This is a genomic window from Streptomyces sp. NPDC058877 (assembly GCF_042742855.1).
Taxonomy (GTDB): domain Bacteria; phylum Actinomycetota; class Actinomycetes; order Streptomycetales; family Streptomycetaceae; genus Streptomyces.
On the sequence record NZ_JBHYMF010000011.1, the window covers coordinates 24691 to 40801 of the forward strand.

A 16111-nucleotide genomic window follows, 5' to 3' on the forward strand; every position below is an offset into this window, starting at 1 on the left:
TCACGGGGCCCGTACGAGTTGCGGAAACCGTACGACGGACCCGTGCCGAGCCGGATGAGGGCGAGGGCGGGGCGACTCGGAGGATGAGGGGGGTCACTTCGCCATGGTCACTGCGGGCGACGGCATCGGGGACGGCGCGACCGGGGTCCTGCTTGCCGTGTACCAGGAGTTGCGCCGACGGGGCGTCTCGGACTTCGAGGAGGTCCGCAGACAGCTCGGTCTCGCACCGGAGGAGTACGAGCGCTGCCGCAGCGAGCTCCTCGCCCTGGGGCTGATCGTGCCCACCGGGCAGGTGCACGCCACCGTCGCGGCCGTTCAGGACGGGAGTTGGCGGTCCGAGGCGGACTCGGTGGCGGCGATCGATCCGGAGATCGCGCTCCTGCGGCTCCTGGAGCGGGAGCGGGAGCGGCTGCGGGAGCACCTGGCCGAGGCGGACCGGGCGTACGGCACCCTGGAGGTCCTGGCGGGCTCGTACCTGCGGGCCGAGGCGTTGACCAGGGCGGAGGCGCACGTGGAGGCGCTGACCGACTACCGCAGGATCCAGCAGGCCATCGAGGACATCACGGACGTGATGCAGGAGAGTTCGGCGGCGATGCACCCGGGGAGGCCGGGACGGCAGGTGCCGGAGCTGATGCTCGACCGGGACCGGCGGCAGCTCGCGAACGGGGTGCGGGTGCGCGCCGTCTACGGGCGGCAGGAGGCCGCGGACCCGGAGATGGAGGAGTTCCTGGGGCGGCGGGCGGAGCTGGGGGTGGAGATCCGGCTCGCCCCGGTGGTGCCGATGAACATGATCATCGCGGACCAGCAGTTCGCCCTGGTGCCGATCCGGCCGGAAGACCCCGGCGAGGGCGCGATCCTGGCGCGGGGCAGTGCACTGGTGCGTCCGTATCTGAGCCTGTACGAGCACTGTTGGCACACGGCGACCCCGTACGGGAACGAGGCGGCGGCGGAGACGGGTGGCGACGGGCTTTCGGAGCAGCAGCGGGCGGCGCTGCAGATGTTGGCCTCGGGGATGAAGGACGAGCGGATCGCACGCGCGCTGGGGGTGTCGCTGCGGACGGTGAGTCGGATGATTTCGGAGTTGATGCAGGAACTGGGGGCGACGAGCCGTTTCGAGGCGGGCGCACGGGCGGTGCGACTCGGCTGGTTGGACTGATCCGCCGCAGAATTGCCGGGGCCCCGCAATCGTGGCAGCGATTGCGGGGCCCGGTCGTCGAGCAATTCCGGAATTCCTGGGAACGACCCGGTGCGTGCGATCAGTTGGTGGGGCTGGGGGTCGGGTTCGTCGGGGGGACCGGCCAGCCGTTGTCGTCCGCGACGCCGGCGATGGTGTGGGGGACGACCGGGTCGCTGCCGGGGGACACGACGAAGGCGGCGCCGGCTGCGACGGCCGTGCAGGCGACCATGGCGACGATGAACTGACGGGCGGTCTTCCGGATTCCGACGCTCTGCCGAGTGGTCATGATTCCTCCAGGAGTTGGTGGGTGAATTCCGTCTTCCGGGGCCCGTGCCGCCGGGTGTTCCCTGAAGACGTCTCCATTCTGTCCCGGCCCCCTCATCGAATCCAGGGATCGTCTCTGCGTGGATCTGCCATGGCGTGGATGCGTCAATACGCCTTCCCCGCAACGGAATTGCCGCATCCAGGGCTCGCCATATCTTTGGTTGAACCAAAAGAGATGTTAGACTCGTGCTACGGCCTTCTCGTTCCTCCAGGAGAGGGGGGCCGTCGGGGCAGGGGCGTGCCGCCGCCCCTGCCCACCTTCCCGCGCGAGCGCCCCCCGGTACACCTCGACCGTCCGGCCGGCCGACGCCCGCCAACTCATCCGCCGGGCGTGGCGCACCGCCGCCTCCCCCATCGCCGCCACCGCCTCCGGACGCCCCGCCAGCCCGCGCAGCCGTCGCGCGTACTCCACCGGGTCGTGCCCCCGCACCAGCATTCCCGTCACGCCGTCCCGCACCGCCGTCGGCAGCCCGCCCACCGCAGCCGCCAACACCGGCGTCCCGCACGCCTGCGCCTCCACCGCCACCAGGCCGAAGGATTCGCTGCGCGAGGGCACCACCAGCACGTCCGCGGCCCGGTACCAGTCCGCGAGCCGCTCCTGCGGCACCGGCGGGGAGGGCAGCAGCACCTCGGCCACCCCCAGCTCCTCGGCGAGCCGCCGGGCCGAGCCCTCCGCGGAGGCACCCGAATGCCCGCCGATCACCGGGACCAGGAGCCGGTGACCCAACTCCGGCTCCTCCCTGAGGAGTTCGGCCACCGCACGGACCAGCACGTCCGGACCCTTCAGGGGCTGGACGCGGCCGGCGTACAGCGGCACGAACGCATCGGCCGGAAGCCCGAGCCGGGCGCGGGCCGCCGCCCGCCCGTCCCCCGGGTGGAAGGTGCGGAGGTCGACCCCCGGCCGCACCACCTCGGTCCGTGCCCCCTCGGCCCCGTACAGGACGCGCAGGGCCTCCGCCTCGTCCGCCGTGTTGGCGATCAACCGGTCCGCGCTGCCGACCACCTGGTGCTCCCCCCGGATCCGGAGCTCGGGCTCGGGGGCGTCGCCCTCGGCCAGCGAGGCGTTCTTCACCCGGGCCAGGGTGTGCGCGGTGTGCACGAGCGGCATCCGCCAGCCGACGGCCGCGATCCGACCCGCCTGCCCGGACAGCCAGTAGTGCGAGTGGATCAGGTCGTAGCGCCGTTCCTCCTTGAGCAGCGCCAGCGAGAACGGCACCACCAGGTCGGGCATCGCCTCCTTGGGCAGCGGTCCGCGCGGCCCGGCGTGCAGGTGGCGCACCCGCACCCCCGGGGCGAGCTCGACGAGGGGCGGTGCCCCCTCGCCCCGGCAGCGGGTGAACAGGTCGACCTCGACGCCCTGTTCGGCGAGGGCGCGGGAGAGCTCGACCATGTAGACGTTCATGCCGCCGGCGTCCCCCGTCCCCGGCTGGTGGAGCGGGGAGGTGTGGACGCTGAGCATGGCGACGCGCAGGGACACGTGGGGCTCCTGGGAGTGGGGCCGCGCGTCCCTGCGCGGGGCTCGCGCACACGGTCACGCGGCAGGGGAAGGGGAGTGGTGCGGTGCTGGCCGATGGATTCGAGGACGTACTGAAGTACTTAGTTGCTTAGTAGTGGAGGAGGTCAGAAACCGAAGACCGGGCCCGACGGCGGCGCCAGCCGGGTTCCCGGCAGCGGGCCGGTCAGGGCCTGCCAGTCCACCGGACGCCCGGGTGCCACCCGGAGCGCCGCGGCGAGCCGGTCGGCGCCCTCCGGCATCACCGGCCGCGACCACGCCGACAGCGCCGAAGCCACCGCCAGTTGGGTCGCCAGCGCCGGGAGGTGGCGGCAGGAGGTGCTGGGCCGGCACCGTTCGTGGGCGTTGACATGGCCGAAGTCGGCCGCCGAGCGGACCATTTCGTCCAGGACGGCGACCGCCCGGCGCGGGTCGAAGGCGTCCGGGCCGTACGCCTCGCGCAGGTCGTCCACGCCCCGGTGGAGCCGCCGCTCCAGCACCTCCCAGCCGGTGCCGCCGGGCAGCGCCTGCGGGGCGAGTCCGCCGCACTCCTCGCGCACGGCCGAGAAGAGCCGGGACAGCCAGCCGTTCCAGTTCTCGTCCAGCTCGTGCCGGGCGGCGGCGAGCCGCTCCCGCTGGAAGACCGTGCGGCGGCCGAGCGGACGGGACTGGAGGACGTGGCGGCGCAGGGTGTCGGAGCCGTACTCGGTGAGCAGGTCGAGCGCCCAGACGTTGCCTTCCTGGACCCCCTCCTCGATGACGTACGACTCGTTGACGTTGAAGTCCTGCGGCAGTTTGACGTCCTGGGCGAGCAGCAGCACCGGCAGCAGCACGGCGTGGCAGAAGGCGTGTCCGAAGCCGCAGAAGTGGATGGCGCGGCGGGGCAGCGGGCCCGTGGGGTCGTGGCCGAACAGGTGCATCGCGGCGGCCTCGAAGCACCCGTCGATCCGGTGCTCGGGGAAGCCCTCGACGGGGACCGGGAGCCCCCACTCGGCGGGCTGGCCGACCGCGATGTCCGGGAGCCCGTCCTCCACCAGCGACTCGCACAACGCGGCGAGCCGGGGCGGCAGGCCCGCCGTCGCCCAGTAGTCGGCGAGGACGTCCCGGAACGGCTCCAGCGGGACGTAGAGCCGGCGGCAGCGGCGGGCGACCGCCGGGGCGTCGCAGAGCGCGCAGCGCGCCGAGATCAGGTCGCCGCCGTCGTTCGGGCGGGCGCACTCGTGGCACATGCCGCCGCCGCTGACCGCACCGCAGTGCGGACAGGTCCCGGTGGCGTGCGCCCCGTGCAGCCAGCGGCCGCACGGCTCGCAGTACGGGAGCAGCCGGGTCCGGGGGGCGATGACGCCCTGGGCGTAGAGCTTCGCGAAGAGGTCCTGCACCCAGCGCCCGTAGCCCTCGTCGCGGCGCGGGCTCACGATGCGGTCGAACTCCACCCCCGAGCGCAGCCAGTCGGCGGTGATCGCGGCGCGGTAGCCCTCCGCGACCTCCTCGGGCTTGCGGTGGTGCCGCAGCGCCCGGACCTCGACGGAGCTGGTGTGGTCGGCGGTGCCGGTGGTGAAGCGGACCGCTTCGCCCTCGGCGCGCAGGTAGCGGGTGAGGACGTCGGCGGCGACGTACGGCCCGGCGAGGTGGCCGATGTGCAGTTCGCCGTGGGTGGCGGGAGGGGTCGCGGTGATCCAGACGGGGGTGCTCATGGGGGACCTCCTTGACGCTGTGGTGCGGTGGGCTTCAGCGGTCGCGGTCGGCGGTGGGGCGGGCGGCTCAGCGGGGCTCGAAGTGGAAGGACCGGATGAAGCAGTCGCGCGGCTGCTCGACGGCGTAGACGATGCACTCGAAGAGGGCCTGGGTGGTGAGCTTCTCGTCGGGTGCGATGCCGTCCGGGTTCGACCCGTCCCATTCCGCGAAGCGGGGGTCCGAGGTCGAGAAGTCCGGGGGGAAGAGGGAGAAGACCCGGACCCCGGAGGGCCGCAGCCTGCGCGAGAGGATGTCGGCGAAGCCGGCCTGGGCGCTCTTCGCCGCCCAGAAGGCCTCGTGGGCGGCGCCGGCGGTCGCGGCGGAGGCGCCCTCGGCGTCCCGGACGGCGACCATGTTGACGATGTCGGGCCGCAGCGATCCCCGCAGCAGCGGCAGGAAGTGCTTCACCATGAGGACCGTGCCGCCGGCCGTCGACTCGATCGTCTCGACGATCTCGGCGTCGCTGGCCGCCTCCAGGTCCATGCCGTCGAGCCAACGGGCCCCGTTGTTGACCAAGAGGTCGACGCGGTCGGTGTGTTCGCCGACCCGGGCCGCGAACTCCCGGATCTCGGCGGGTCGGCTCAGGTCGCAGCCGAAGGCGTGGATGCGGTCGCGGGCCGAGCCCATCACTTCGGCGCGGGTGCGCTCGGCGGCCTCGACGGTCCGCGCCGACACGTAGACCTCGGCACCGAGATGGGCGAATCCGACGGCGAGCGCACGGCCGAAGTAGCGGGACGCTCCGGTCACGACGACACGCAGGTTCTCGAATTTCATGTGTGTCTGCTCTCCCCACGGATACCGATGGCCGGGCCAGTTCAGCGTGGTTTCAGCCTGGCAGAGGAAAGCGGCGACGAGCCCGGCGAGAGGGGTGCGCGTTCACGCCGTTGCGTGGATGCGCCAGGGCAGTTCGAGGGTTTCGAGGACCTCGGCGCGCTTGTGGTGGACGCGGATGCGGTCGGGTGCCACGGAGACGGTGACGGTGCCGTCCGGGGTGCGCACGGCACCGTGCACGGCGGGCACCACGGTCCCGTCGAGGGCCCCGGCGGCGGCGAGGGCGGCGGCCCCGGTGAGGGCGAGCCGGGGGTGCCATCCGTCGACGGTGAGCGCGCGGACGGCGAGGCCGTCGGCGGTCTCGGTGAAGGCGGCGATCTTGGGCAGGGCGGAGCCGGGCGGGTGGCCGAGTCGGCGGGCCGCCTCGGCGCGGAGCGCGAGGAGCCGGGCCCGGAGGTCCGAGCCGGGCAGTCGGCGGGCGTCGACGAAGACGTACGGATTGCCGTACCGCACGAGGGAGACGGGCACGCCGTGGAGCACGTCGACGGGCCGGCCGGTGGGGAGGGTGCCGGGCGCGGTGGGCGGCTTGAGGAAGCTGAGGGTGTACGCGACGCCGGGCGGGGCGTCGCTCGCGACGCCGGGCGGGCCCTGGTGCTGCGGCTCGCAGAGAACGGTGTCGCCGGTCGTCACGGTGCGGACGGTGACGGGGCCGGGGCGCCCGTCGGCGACGACGCAGGCGAGGAGGGAGTGCCCGCAGCCGGCCCGGAAGTCGAAGGAGCCGTCGGGGAGGGCCTGGACGAAGCGGTAGGAGAGCCGGGCGGGGGCGTCCGGGGTGCGGGGGGACGGGGGACCGTAGAGGGCGATCTTGTTGAGGGCGGCGTACCGGGTCGTGGCGAGGGTGCGCCGCAGGTGCAGGAGTTCGTGCCGCAGGGCGAGTGCCCCCGGGGGAAGTCGGTCGCGGCGGACGACGAGGGTGGGGCCGGGTGCGTCGTGGGCGCGGACGACGGTGACGGGCACCGTGTCGGCCGGGCGTCCCTCCGCGGCGGGACGGGGTGCGGCACCGCCCGGGCGGACGGCTCCCGGTGCGGGCCCGGGGCGGTGCCGGGGCGGGGGTTCAGGCCGCACAGCCCACCGGGATCCGCATGCCCTGGACGACCTCCGTCCACAGTTCGTGGACGGCCAGGGACCAGAGGGTCAGGGCGGCTTGGGGCGTGGGACGGTCCAGGTGGCGGGCCAGGAGCTTGGCCACCCGGTCCGCGCGGACCTTGCCGCCGAGGACGAGTCGCGCCGGCGACAGCAGGTCGCGCACCAGGTCGAGGAGCGGGCCGCCGGGCGCCAGCATGGCCGCGACGGGGAGGGTGAAGGGCTGCTTCGGGCGCCGCAGGACGGACCCGGGCAGCAGGTCGACACCCGCCTCGTAGAGCGCCCGTTTGCCCGTCCGGGCCTGTGCCGGCAGGGACCGGGCGTGGCTGACGACGGAAGGTTGGCAGAACGGCAGCCGCGCCTCGACGGCCCAGGCCATGGAGAGGTGGTCGAGGCGGCGCAGGTGGTAGGCGGGGAGGCGCCAGCGGGTCTCGAAGGCGGTCATCGCGGTGATCCGGTCCGCGCCGACGGCCTCCGCGGAGCGGAGTTCCTGCTCGATCCGGTCGGCGGCGGACCCCCGGTCGGCGATGTGGGCGCGGTAGTTGGCGGTGTAGAGGTGTTCGCGGAGCAGGCGCGGGGCCGCCGCGAGGGCGTCCGCGTAGGCGCCGGCCCAGTCGCTGCCGGCCGGCGCCGCGAGGGCGGCGCGCATCCGGTCGTACCCGCCGAAGAGCTCGTCGGCCCCGTCGCCGGCGAGGGCGACGGTGAAGCCGCTCTCGCGGACGGCGCGGAAGAGGGCGTAGGTGGAGACGGTGATGGGGTCGGCGTTGGGCTGGCCGAGGTGGCGAACGGTCCGGGTGAGGAGCGAGCCGAGTTCGTCGGGGTCGACGGCGACCTCGTGGTGGACGGTCCGGGCGCGGCGGGCGACGGCGCGGGCGTGTGCGGACTCGGAGTCGGGCCACCGGCCCCGGTAGGTGAGGTGGAAGGTGTGCAGCGGCGGTGCGGCGGTCTCGCGGGCGTGTTCGGCGGCGAGGGCGGTGACGAGTCCGGAGTCGAGGCCGCCGCTGGTGACGGCGCAGACGGGGACCTCGGCCCGGGCGAGCCGGCGCACCTCGTGCCGCAACACGTCCTGGGTGTCGCCCGCGGGCGTCGCGCGGTGCGGGCCGCGACGGCGGACGACGGGTGCGGCGCCGGGGCGCACGAGGGCGGTGGCGCCGGGCGGGAGCACGTCGATGCCGTCGAGCGCGGTGTGGGTGGAGAAGGAGGTGCGGGTGGCGAGGAGGGTGTCGAGGGCGTCCTCGCGGGGGGAGATCCGGACGCCCTCGAAGGCGAGCAGGGCGGGGATCTCGGAGGCGAAGCGGGTGGAGCCGTCGTACGGGTCGTGGTGCAGGTGGAGCGGTTTCATGCCCATGTCGTCGACGGCGAGGACGAGTCGGGTGCTGCCGGGGCGCAGGTCGAGGACCGCGACGGCGAACATGCCGTCGAGGTGTTCGGCGAAGGCGGGCCCGTGCTCGGCGTAGAGCGCGGGGAGCAGGGTGCCGTCGCAGCGGTCGGGGAAGCGGTGGCCGCGGGCCGCGAGGGCGCGGCGGAGCTCGGCGTGGTTGTAGATCTCGCCGTTGAGCACGGCGAGGATCCCGGGCAGGTGGGGCAGCCGGTAGGGCTGTTGGCCGCCGCAGGGGTCGGTCACCGCGAGCCGGTCGCAGCCGAGCGACCAGCCGGGCCCGCTGAGCACCCGGTGCTCGTCGGGGCCGCCGTGGCGCTGGCGGGCGGAGACCGCCGCGAGTTGGGCCGGCTCGGGGCGGTCCGCCCCGGCGGCGAAGGAGCCGAGGATCCTGCACATGCCGGTCACCCTCCAAGTACGTCACTTCACCTGAAACTCCCAATGTTTTGAAGCTACCAAGTTTTTGAATGGCGCGTAAGTGCCATGTCCTGTTCACGCCACGGCTTGGCCTTGCGACGCCCCCCGGCCCCCAACAGGCTTGCCCCATGGAGGACTTCAACCGGACGGCCCCCGAGTCCCTGCTGGTGGTGGCCGCACACCCGGACGACATCGAGTTCTGCGTCAGCGGCACCGTCATGCAGTGGGTCGCACGCGGCACCCGCGTCACGTACTGCATCGTCACGGACGGCGGCGCCGGCGGTTACGACGAGGCGCTCCCCCGCCAGGCCATGGCCGACCTGCGCCGCGCCGAGCAGGTCCACTCCGCCAAGCTCAGCGGCGTCGCCGACGTGCGCTTCCTGGGATACCCGGACAGCTTCGTGGAGCCCAGCGTGGAGCTCCGCCGCGACCTGTGCCGGGTCATCCGCGAGGTGCGGCCCCAGCGGGCCGTCATCCCCTCCCCCGAGATCAACTGGGCCCGCGTCGCCGACCTCCACCCCGACCACCGGGCCGTCGGGGACGCCTGTCTGCGCGCGGTCTACCCCGAGGCCCGCAACCCCTTCGCCCACCCGGAGCTCCTCGGGGACGAGGGCCTGGAGCCCTGGACCGTCCACGAGCTGTGGCTGATGACCGGCCCCACCCCGAACCAGTACGTGGACGTCACCCCCGTCTTCGACCGCAAGGTGGAGGCCCTGCGCATCCACACCTCGCAGACCGCCCACTTCGACGACCTGGCCGGCCTGTTGCGCACCTGGCTCGGCGAGCACGCGGTGGCCGGAGGGCTGCCCCCGGGACGGATGGCGGAGGCGTTCCAGATCGTGCACATCGACTGACAGTGATGATGTTCGTGGTGATGTTGCCGGTGGGTCTGACTCATCGACTGACTGACGCTTCGGTTGTCCTGTTTGGGATTTGTCGGCCCGTCGGCGACGCCACCACGCACGCGGCCGGACGGGCGCTTGTGACTTCATAGGAGCCTGGCCAGAGGCCCCGTCACTGTCTTGTCCACCCGCCCGACCGGCGCGTGCCGCCCTCGGCTCGGACAAGCGGCAAGGACGGACATGACCAGCATGACGCACGACGGCCCGGAGATCACCGGCGGAGTCGACACCCACGGGCTGACCCACCATGCCGCGGTGATTGACCGGCTGGGCCGGCACCTGGCCGACCGGGAGTTCCCGGCGACGATTCGCGGCTACCGGGACCTGCTGGGCTGGATGCATTCGCACGGCACGTTGACCGCGGTCGGCGTGGAGGGCACTGGTGCCTACGGGGCCGAGCTCGCCCGGGTGCTGACCGCGGCCGGGGTCACGGTCGTCGACGTCGACCGCCCGGACCGCAAGACGCGCCGGATGAAGGGCAAGTCGGACCCGATCGACGCCTATGCCGCCGCGATGGCGGTGGCTTCCGGCCGGGCCACCGGCATCCCGAAGAGCCGGGACGGGGTGGTCGAGGCCGTGCGGGTGCTGCGGATCGCCCGCCGCAGTGCGGTCAAGGCCCGCACCCAGGCGATGAACCAGATCCGTGGCCTGCTGGTGTCCGCGCCCGCGCTGCTGCGGGAGCAGGCCGCAGGCCTGGACCGGGCGATGCTGATACGCACGCTCGCCCGGCTGCGGTCCGGCGCGGACCTGTCCAGGCCGCTGGCCGCGACCAAGGCGTCCCTGCGGCGCCTGGCTCGTCGCCACCAGGCGCTGGATGACGAGATCGCCGAGCTCGACGCGGAGATCGCACCCCTGGTTAAGCGGGCCGCGCCGGAACTGCTCGCGCTGTTCGGTGTCGGCCCCGAGACCGCCGGCCAGCTGCTGGCCTCGGCCGGGGACAACCCGGAGCGGATGCGGTCCGAGGGCGCGTTCGCGCACCTGGCCGGGGTCGCGCCGATCCCCGCGTCCTCCGGCCGCACCCATCGCCACCGCCTGAACCGCGGCGGCGACCGGGCCGCGAACAACGCCCTGCACACCATCGTGCTGGTCCGCATGCGCTACGACGAGCGCACCCGCGCCTACGTCGAACGCCGCACCAAGGAAGGGCTGTCGAAGAAGGACATCACGCGCTGCCTCAAGCGCTTCGTCGCTCGTGAGGTCTATCGCGCACTCACCAGCACGCCAACCACACCAATCACTCAAACCGACTTGGCTCCTGCGGCTTGACGTCTATAGGAGCATCCCGCTCGACTGCCCCTCCCACCGGACCGCCCCCGCGGACCGTCCGCCCGTACTGCCATCGCGAACCGTCCGCCCGCACCGCCCGGCAGGGGCCGTCCGCACGGGTGGCGGACGGGACGCGCCCGGCGGTTGGGGGGCCGCCGGGCGCGCCGGACCGGTTCAGCGGGCTCAGCAGGGACCGAGGTCCTGCCAGACGCCCCACTCACCGGTGGTGCCGGGCTCCTCGGCCGTGGTCCACCACTTGGCCTTCCAGGTGTGGCCCCGGTGCGAGACCTGCTGGCCGCCGGTGTAGATGGCGGAGGAGACCCAGGGCGGCGCGGTGCACTGGGTCGCGCCGCCGGTGACGGTCAGCGAGAAGACCGCCGAGTGCCCGGCGGAGGGGCCGGACCCGTAGACCACGATCGCGTGGGTGCCGGAGACCGTGGCGGCCGTGGTGTTCAGGGTGAGGGTGGCCGAGCCGCCGGCCGTCACCGAGGCGGGGCTGAAGGTGGCGGTGACCCCGGCGGGCAGACCGCTGACGGAGAGGTCCACCGTCTGCGCGGTGCCCGCGGTGACCGCGGTCTTCACCGTGGTGCTGGTGGACGCGCCCGCGGTGACGGTGGCGGAGGCCGGGGTGGTGGTCACCGAGAAGTCGTCGGTCGGGGTGGCCGTGCCGCTGGTGAAGGGGGCGAAGATCCGGGAGAAGTCCCAGGTGTCCTGCTGGATGCCGGAGCAGTGGTCGGCGGCGGCGCCGCCGGGGCAGCCACCGTTGTCGCGCTGGAGCGCCCAGAAGGAGAGCGTGTTGATGCCCTTGCCGACGGCCCAGTCGTAGACCGTGCGGGCGTTGGCGAGGGTGAAGGTCTCGGCCGGGCCGAAGTCGTCGACGCCGATCATCTCGGTGATGCCGATCATGCCCCAGAGCTGGGCGGGCGTCTTGGTGGGGTAGAGCTTGGCGAGTTGGTCGTAGAGGCCCTGGGCGGCCGTCTTGGTGTCCGCGGCCATGTCGTGGGCGGCGTTGTCGTAGTAGTCGAAGGTCATCAGGTTGACGACGTCGACGCGCGCGCCGTTCGCCACGGCGTTCTTGAGCACCGCGAGCCCGCTGGCCGCGAGGCCGCGGGTGGTCGTGGGCAGGGTGTACGAGATCTGGATCTGACGGCCGTTGGCGGCGGCCCGGTCCTGGACCAGTTTGATGGCCTTGTTGCGGCGGGTGATGCCGGCGGAGTTGTCGAGGGAGTCGACCTCGATGTCCATGTCGAGCCGGGTGAGGTCGTAGGTCGTGATGACCTTCTCGTACACGGCGGCGATCTGGTTGACGTCGGTGCAGCTGTCGGCGATCTCGGTGCCGGTGGTGTCGGCCGTGTAGCCGCCGAAGGAGGGGATGACGTCGCCGCCGCGGGACTGGATGGTCGCGATGTCGGCGCCGAAGGAGGAGGGGGCGATCGGCAGCCCGACGTCACCGTTCCAATAGGCGGTGCACGAGCCCTTGGTGGCCGTCTGGAGGAACGCCATCGTCAGGTGCTTGGCGCCGGACTGGGCACTGAGGGCGGCCGGGCTCTCCCCGGTCCACGCCTCGAAGTACGGGGCGAAGACCCGGTCCGGGAGCGGGGTGGCCGCCTGGGCGGGGGCGGTGGTGACGACGGCCAGGCCGAGGGAGGCCACGGCGGTCACGGCGGCGGTGAGGACGGAGCGGAGCGACCTCATGCGTCTCATCATGGGCAGTCCAATGATCGTGGGGGAATCCGAGGGTGCGCCAACACCGTTGTCGCGCACGGCTGTTGAGCCAAGGAAGCGCCACGCTCCGGGGTGCGTCAATGACTTGACCCAGACTTGGACTAGACCAATTTTTCTTTTCGATGTGTGGTGCACCCACCGACGGGGCGTACGTACTGCCGCGATGCCCGCACGCGGACGGATTGGTCCAAAGAGCCACCCGCGCGAAGAGTTCGGGGCGTCTTGACGCCCGAATTGGTCCAGTCCAACCTCATGGCCGATGACATGCACACTCCAGTCCTGACATCGGAGCTCCGCCATGCCCGAGAACAGACCCCCCGGCCGTACGCGGCGCAGCGCGGCCCTCGCCACGGCCGCCCTGCTGGTCGCCGGCGGCGGCGCCCTCGCCGCCGTGCCCTCGAACGCCGCCGCAGACCCCGCCCAACTGCTGCTCAACCCCGGGTTCGAAACCGGCACCCTCAGCGACTGGAACTGCTCCGGCGGCTCCGTGGTCACCACGCCCGTCCACGGCGGGACCCATGCGCTCTCCGCCGCCACCACCGGCTCCGACACGGCCGAGTGCCGGCAGACCGTGACCGTGCGGCCGGACTCCACCTACACGCTCTCCGGCCACTTCCAAGGGACCTACACCTACCTGGGCGCGACCGGCACCGGCGTCAACGCGAGCACCTGGACCCCCTCCGCCCCGTCCTGGCAGCAGCTCTCGACCACCTTCACCACCGGTCCGAACACCACCTCCGTCACCGTCTTCACCCACGGCTGGTACGGACAGGGCACCTACCACGTCGACGACCTCAGCCTCACCGGGCCGGACGGCGGCCCCACCACTCCCCCGACGACCACGCCCCCCACCAGCGAACCCCCCACCACGCCACCGCCGACCACCACGCCTCCCCCCACGACCCCGCCGCCGACCACGCCCCCCAACGGTCCGGACGGCGACGGCAAGGTCACCACCCCCACCGGGCTGACCGTCGGCAGGACGACCCCGAACGCCGTCGTCCTCAACTGGCAGAAGTCCACCGTCCCCTCGGGCAACGGCTTCCCCGCCTACAAGGTCTACGCGGCGGGGCAGTTGATGGCCACGTCGATGGGGCCCGCGGTCGCCGTCAGCTCCCTGCTCCCCGACACCACCTACACCTTCAGCGTGCAGGGCTACAGCGGATCACACGCCTCCGCCCAGTCCTCGGCGGTCACCGTCACCACTCCCCCGGCACCCGCCGCACCGGCCACCGGCTCCCTCGCCTCGGCCTACTTCGACCAGTGGGGGATCTACGAGAACGCGTACTTCCCCCGGCACGTGGCGAAGAGCGGGGCCGCGGCCAAGCTCGACGTCATCCAGTACGCCTTCGAGAACATCCACCCCACCGACCACACCTGCTTCGAGGCGATCAAGGCCTCCGACGCCGGCAACGAGGACAACCCCAACGCCGGTGACGGAGCCGGCGACGCCTACGCCGACTACCAGGCCGAGTACTCCGCCGGCGACAGCGTCGACGGCACCGCCGACGTCTACGAGCAGCCCCTCAAGGGCAACTTCAACCAGCTGCGCCAGCTGAAGGCCGCCCACCCGAACCTCCGCCTCACCGTCTCGATCGGCGGCTGGACGTACTCCAAGTACTTCTCCGACGCGGCGGCCACCGACGCCTCCCGCAAGGCCCTGGTCTCCTCCTGCGTGCGGATGTTCCTCAAGGGCAACCTGCCGAAGAACGTCCAGGGCGACCCGTCCGGCGGAGCCGCCTCGGCCGCGGGCCTGTTCGACGGCATCGACATCGACTGGGAGTACCCGGGCTCGGACGGGGGCCACGTCGGCAACCACACCTCGCCCGCCGACAAGCAGAACTTCACCCTGCTCCTCAAGGAGTTCCGCACCCAGCTCGACGCGTACGGCGCGACCCTCGGCAAGCGGTTCCTGCTCACCGCGGCCCTGCCCAGCGGCCAGGACAAGATCGCCCACCTGGAGACCGACAAGATCGGCGCCTACCTCGACCACGCCGACGTCATGACCTACGACATGCACGGCGCCTGGGACGCGACCGGACCCACCAACCACCAGGACCCGCTGCACGACAGCCCGTCCGACCCCACCACCCCGATCACCCCGGGGACGGCCAGGTACAACGTCGACACCGCCCTCACCGCCTACACCACCGGACTGCCCGAGTACGGCATCCCGGGCGGCTTCCCCGCCGACAAGATCGTGCTCGGCGTCCCGTTCTACTGGCGCGGCTGGACCGGCGTCCCCGCCGGCGACGACCACGGCCTCTACCAGTCCGCCAAGGGCCCGACCCCCGCGAAGCCGCTGAGCCAGGAATCCGGACTCGCCTCCTGGAAGGAGCTCAACCCCACCGCGGCCACCATCCATTGGGACCCGGTGACGGAGAGCTCCTGGATCTACGACGGCACCAACTTCTGGACCGGCGACACCCCGCAGGCGCTCCGGGCCCGGGGCGACTACGTCCGGGCCAAGGGGCTCGCCGGGATGTTCGCCTTCGCCCTGGAGAACGACGACGCCGCGGGCACCCTGGTCAACGCCATGGTCGACGGCCTCACCGCACCCGGCGGAGCCGGATAGCCGCCCGGCCCGGAACAGACCGGGCCGCGCCCCGCCCGGACCGGACACCGGGCGGGGCGCGTCACGCGGAGCCGGGATCAGGACGGTCCGTCGGGAGCCCCGTCGCCCTCCACGTTGGCCACCATCCTGCGCAGGACCTTGAGCGCGACCACGTACTCCTCGTCGCTGACGCCCCGGTGGACCACGGCACGCACCTCGGTCGCCAGGGCACGGAGCCGGACCCGCGCGGCCTCCCCCGCCTCCGTGAGGTGCAGGCACTGCCCCCCGTCGACGCGGAGCCATCCGCGGTGGAGCAACTGGTCGATGGTCCTGGCGATCTCCCGGGGCTCGTCGGCGAGGTGCCCCAGCTGCGCGACGACCTCCGCGCGACTCGGCGCCGCGGGGCCGCCGTTCACCCGGTTGAGCACCCAGTACTGCGGTTGTGTGGCGTCGACCTCGGCCATGGCGTCACGCAGGTGCCGGGTGACGGCCGCATGGGCCAGGCCGGACCAGTAGCCGACCGGCTGGGTGGCCAAGGCGTCATCGGTGGCGGCGGGGTCCGCCGGCGCCTGGTCAACGGTGGTCCCGTGAGTTAATTCCATGCCCACGACACTACGTTCGCCCGGTGTCCCAGGCGGCCGGGGGGACCCTTCCGCCGCCGCGCGCCGGACACGGACCGACACGGATCGACACCGCTCGCCCGCACCGGTCGCGAGCACCCCGCGGAACCGCCCGGGACCACTAGGGTCGGGCCATGACCCCTCGCCACGGTTCGTCCCCCTCGTTCTGGTCGCGGGCCTCGTCCCTGTCCGTCGGCCCGGTCGGATCGGCGCTGTCGATCGAGTCCACCGGCCCGCTCCCGTCCGTCGGATCGGTCGGCTCCGCGCTCTCCGTCGGCTCCGTCGGATCCTTCCTGTCGATCGGCTCGGTCGGCTCCGCCCTGTCGATCGGCTCGGTCGGTTCCTTCCTGTCCGTCGGTTCGGTCGGCTCCGCGCTCTCCGTCGGCTCCGTCGGATCCTGGGCGAGCATCGGATCCGTACTGTCCGCGCAGTCACGCTGGTCAGTGCTCTCCTGGCGCTCGCACCGGGGCGTCCTGACGGCGGGAGCGGCGCTGGCCGTGGCCGGGACCGTCGCCCTGGCGGCGAGCGCGGCCCGACGGGCGGACCGCTGACGCCTCCCCGCTCCGGGGCGGACGGCCCGCACGCCTGGGTCAGACCGCCGTGCGGGC

General features: G+C 72.9%; 13 protein-coding genes. 5 read left to right on the forward strand and 8 right to left on the reverse strand.

Going from position 1 to position 16111, the window contains the following annotated elements; all coding sequences use genetic code 11:
• Nucleotides 1-103: 103 nt before the first annotated feature.
• Nucleotides 104-1156, forward strand: a complete 1053-nt coding sequence (locus ACFW2Y_RS04675) for a LuxR C-terminal-related transcriptional regulator (RefSeq protein WP_384873502.1) — start codon at nt 104-106, stop codon at nt 1154-1156.
• A 100-nt stretch (nt 1157-1256) separates the two neighbouring features.
• On the opposite strand, the gene ACFW2Y_RS04680 is transcribed toward ACFW2Y_RS04675, so the two are convergent.
• The 6 genes from ACFW2Y_RS04680 to asnB form a co-directional block, all read right to left on the reverse strand.
• Entirely contained in the window at nt 1257-1463 is a 207-nt protein-coding gene (locus ACFW2Y_RS04680) for a hypothetical protein (protein ID WP_384873505.1), read from the reverse strand.
• A 216-nt stretch (nt 1464-1679) separates the two neighbouring features.
• Complete coding sequence (gene mshA, locus ACFW2Y_RS04685) at nt 1680-2960, reverse strand: D-inositol-3-phosphate glycosyltransferase (RefSeq protein WP_384873601.1); 1281 nt, start codon at nt 2958-2960, stop codon at nt 1680-1682.
• Between the two features lie 161 nt (nt 2961-3121).
• Nucleotides 3122-4687, reverse strand: a complete 1566-nt coding sequence (locus ACFW2Y_RS04690; protein ID WP_384873507.1) for a class I tRNA ligase family protein — start codon at nt 4685-4687, stop codon at nt 3122-3124.
• 67 nt (nt 4688-4754) lie between these two features.
• Complete coding sequence (locus ACFW2Y_RS04695) at nt 4755-5501, reverse strand: SDR family oxidoreductase (protein WP_384873510.1); 747 nt, start codon at nt 5499-5501, stop codon at nt 4755-4757.
• A gap of 102 nt (nt 5502-5603) precedes the next feature.
• Nucleotides 5604-6515, reverse strand: coding sequence for a hypothetical protein (locus tag ACFW2Y_RS04700; protein ID WP_384873513.1), 912 nt, complete (start codon nt 6513-6515; stop codon nt 5604-5606).
• 97 nt (nt 6516-6612) lie between these two features.
• The gene (asnB, locus tag ACFW2Y_RS04705; RefSeq protein WP_384873516.1) at nt 6613-8418 is read right to left on the reverse strand and encodes an asparagine synthase (glutamine-hydrolyzing); all 1806 of its coding nucleotides are present in this window, start codon (nt 8416-8418) and stop codon (nt 6613-6615) included.
• Between the two features lie 146 nt (nt 8419-8564).
• Between asnB and ACFW2Y_RS04710 the strand changes: the two genes are divergently transcribed.
• The gene (locus ACFW2Y_RS04710) at nt 8565-9290 is read left to right on the forward strand and encodes a PIG-L deacetylase family protein (RefSeq protein WP_384873519.1); all 726 of its coding nucleotides are present in this window, start codon (nt 8565-8567) and stop codon (nt 9288-9290) included.
• 237 nt (nt 9291-9527) lie between these two features.
• The gene (locus ACFW2Y_RS04715; protein WP_384873604.1) at nt 9528-10604 is read left to right on the forward strand and encodes an IS110 family transposase; all 1077 of its coding nucleotides are present in this window, start codon (nt 9528-9530) and stop codon (nt 10602-10604) included.
• A gap of 183 nt (nt 10605-10787) precedes the next feature.
• Here the strand turns inward: ACFW2Y_RS04715 and ACFW2Y_RS04720 are convergent, their stop codons facing one another.
• Nucleotides 10788-12308 carry a chitinase gene (locus ACFW2Y_RS04720; protein WP_384873522.1) on the reverse strand — a complete coding sequence of 507 codons (1521 nt, stop codon included), beginning with the start codon at nt 12306-12308 and terminating at the stop codon, nt 10788-10790.
• A gap of 319 nt (nt 12309-12627) precedes the next feature.
• On the opposite strand from ACFW2Y_RS04720, the gene ACFW2Y_RS04725 reads away from it, so the two are divergent.
• Complete coding sequence (locus tag ACFW2Y_RS04725) at nt 12628-14904, forward strand: glycosyl hydrolase family 18 protein (protein ID WP_384873525.1); 2277 nt, start codon at nt 12628-12630, stop codon at nt 14902-14904.
• A 77-nt stretch (nt 14905-14981) separates the two neighbouring features.
• Here ACFW2Y_RS04725 and ACFW2Y_RS04730 read toward each other — a convergent pair whose 3' ends face one another.
• Nucleotides 14982-15485, reverse strand: coding sequence for a MarR family winged helix-turn-helix transcriptional regulator (locus ACFW2Y_RS04730; protein ID WP_384873528.1), 504 nt, complete (start codon nt 15483-15485; stop codon nt 14982-14984).
• Nucleotides 15486-15637: 152 nt separating this feature from the next.
• Here ACFW2Y_RS04730 and ACFW2Y_RS04735 point away from each other — a divergent pair, with 152 nt between their 5' ends.
• Nucleotides 15638-16054 carry a hypothetical protein gene (locus ACFW2Y_RS04735; RefSeq protein ID WP_384873531.1) on the forward strand — a complete coding sequence of 139 codons (417 nt, stop codon included), beginning with the start codon at nt 15638-15640 and terminating at the stop codon, nt 16052-16054.
• The last annotated feature ends 57 nt before the right edge of the window (nt 16055-16111 follow it).

What these genes read in the sequence shown, in the direction of transcription:
- ACFW2Y_RS04710 (WP_384873519.1), top strand. Translation starts at nt 8,565, where the DNA reads ATGGAGGACTTCAACCGGACGGCCCCCGAGTCCCTGCTGGTGGTGGCC.
- ACFW2Y_RS04725 (WP_384873525.1), top strand. Translation starts at nt 12,628, where the DNA reads ATGCCCGAGAACAGACCCCCCGGCCGTACGCGGCGCAGCGCGGCCCTC.
- mshA (WP_384873601.1), bottom strand. Translation starts at nt 2,960, where the DNA reads ATGCTCAGCGTCCACACCTCCCCGCTCCACCAGCCGGGGACGGGGGAC.
- asnB (WP_384873516.1), bottom strand. Translation starts at nt 8,418, where the DNA reads ATGTGCAGGATCCTCGGCTCCTTCGCCGCCGGGGCGGACCGCCCCGAG.
- ACFW2Y_RS04675 (WP_384873502.1), top strand. Translation starts at nt 104, where the DNA reads ATGGTCACTGCGGGCGACGGCATCGGGGACGGCGCGACCGGGGTCCTG.
- ACFW2Y_RS04690 (WP_384873507.1), bottom strand. Translation starts at nt 4,687, where the DNA reads ATGAGCACCCCCGTCTGGATCACCGCGACCCCTCCCGCCACCCACGGC.
- ACFW2Y_RS04720 (WP_384873522.1), bottom strand. Translation starts at nt 12,308, where the DNA reads ATGAGACGCATGAGGTCGCTCCGCTCCGTCCTCACCGCCGCCGTGACC.
- ACFW2Y_RS04695 (WP_384873510.1), bottom strand. Translation starts at nt 5,501, where the DNA reads ATGAAATTCGAGAACCTGCGTGTCGTCGTGACCGGAGCGTCCCGCTAC.
- ACFW2Y_RS04735 (WP_384873531.1), top strand. Translation starts at nt 15,638, where the DNA reads ATGACCCCTCGCCACGGTTCGTCCCCCTCGTTCTGGTCGCGGGCCTCG.
- ACFW2Y_RS04715 (WP_384873604.1), top strand. Translation starts at nt 9,528, where the DNA reads ATGACGCACGACGGCCCGGAGATCACCGGCGGAGTCGACACCCACGGG.
- ACFW2Y_RS04680 (WP_384873505.1), bottom strand. Translation starts at nt 1,463, where the DNA reads ATGACCACTCGGCAGAGCGTCGGAATCCGGAAGACCGCCCGTCAGTTC.
- ACFW2Y_RS04730 (WP_384873528.1), bottom strand. Translation starts at nt 15,485, where the DNA reads ATGGAATTAACTCACGGGACCACCGTTGACCAGGCGCCGGCGGACCCC.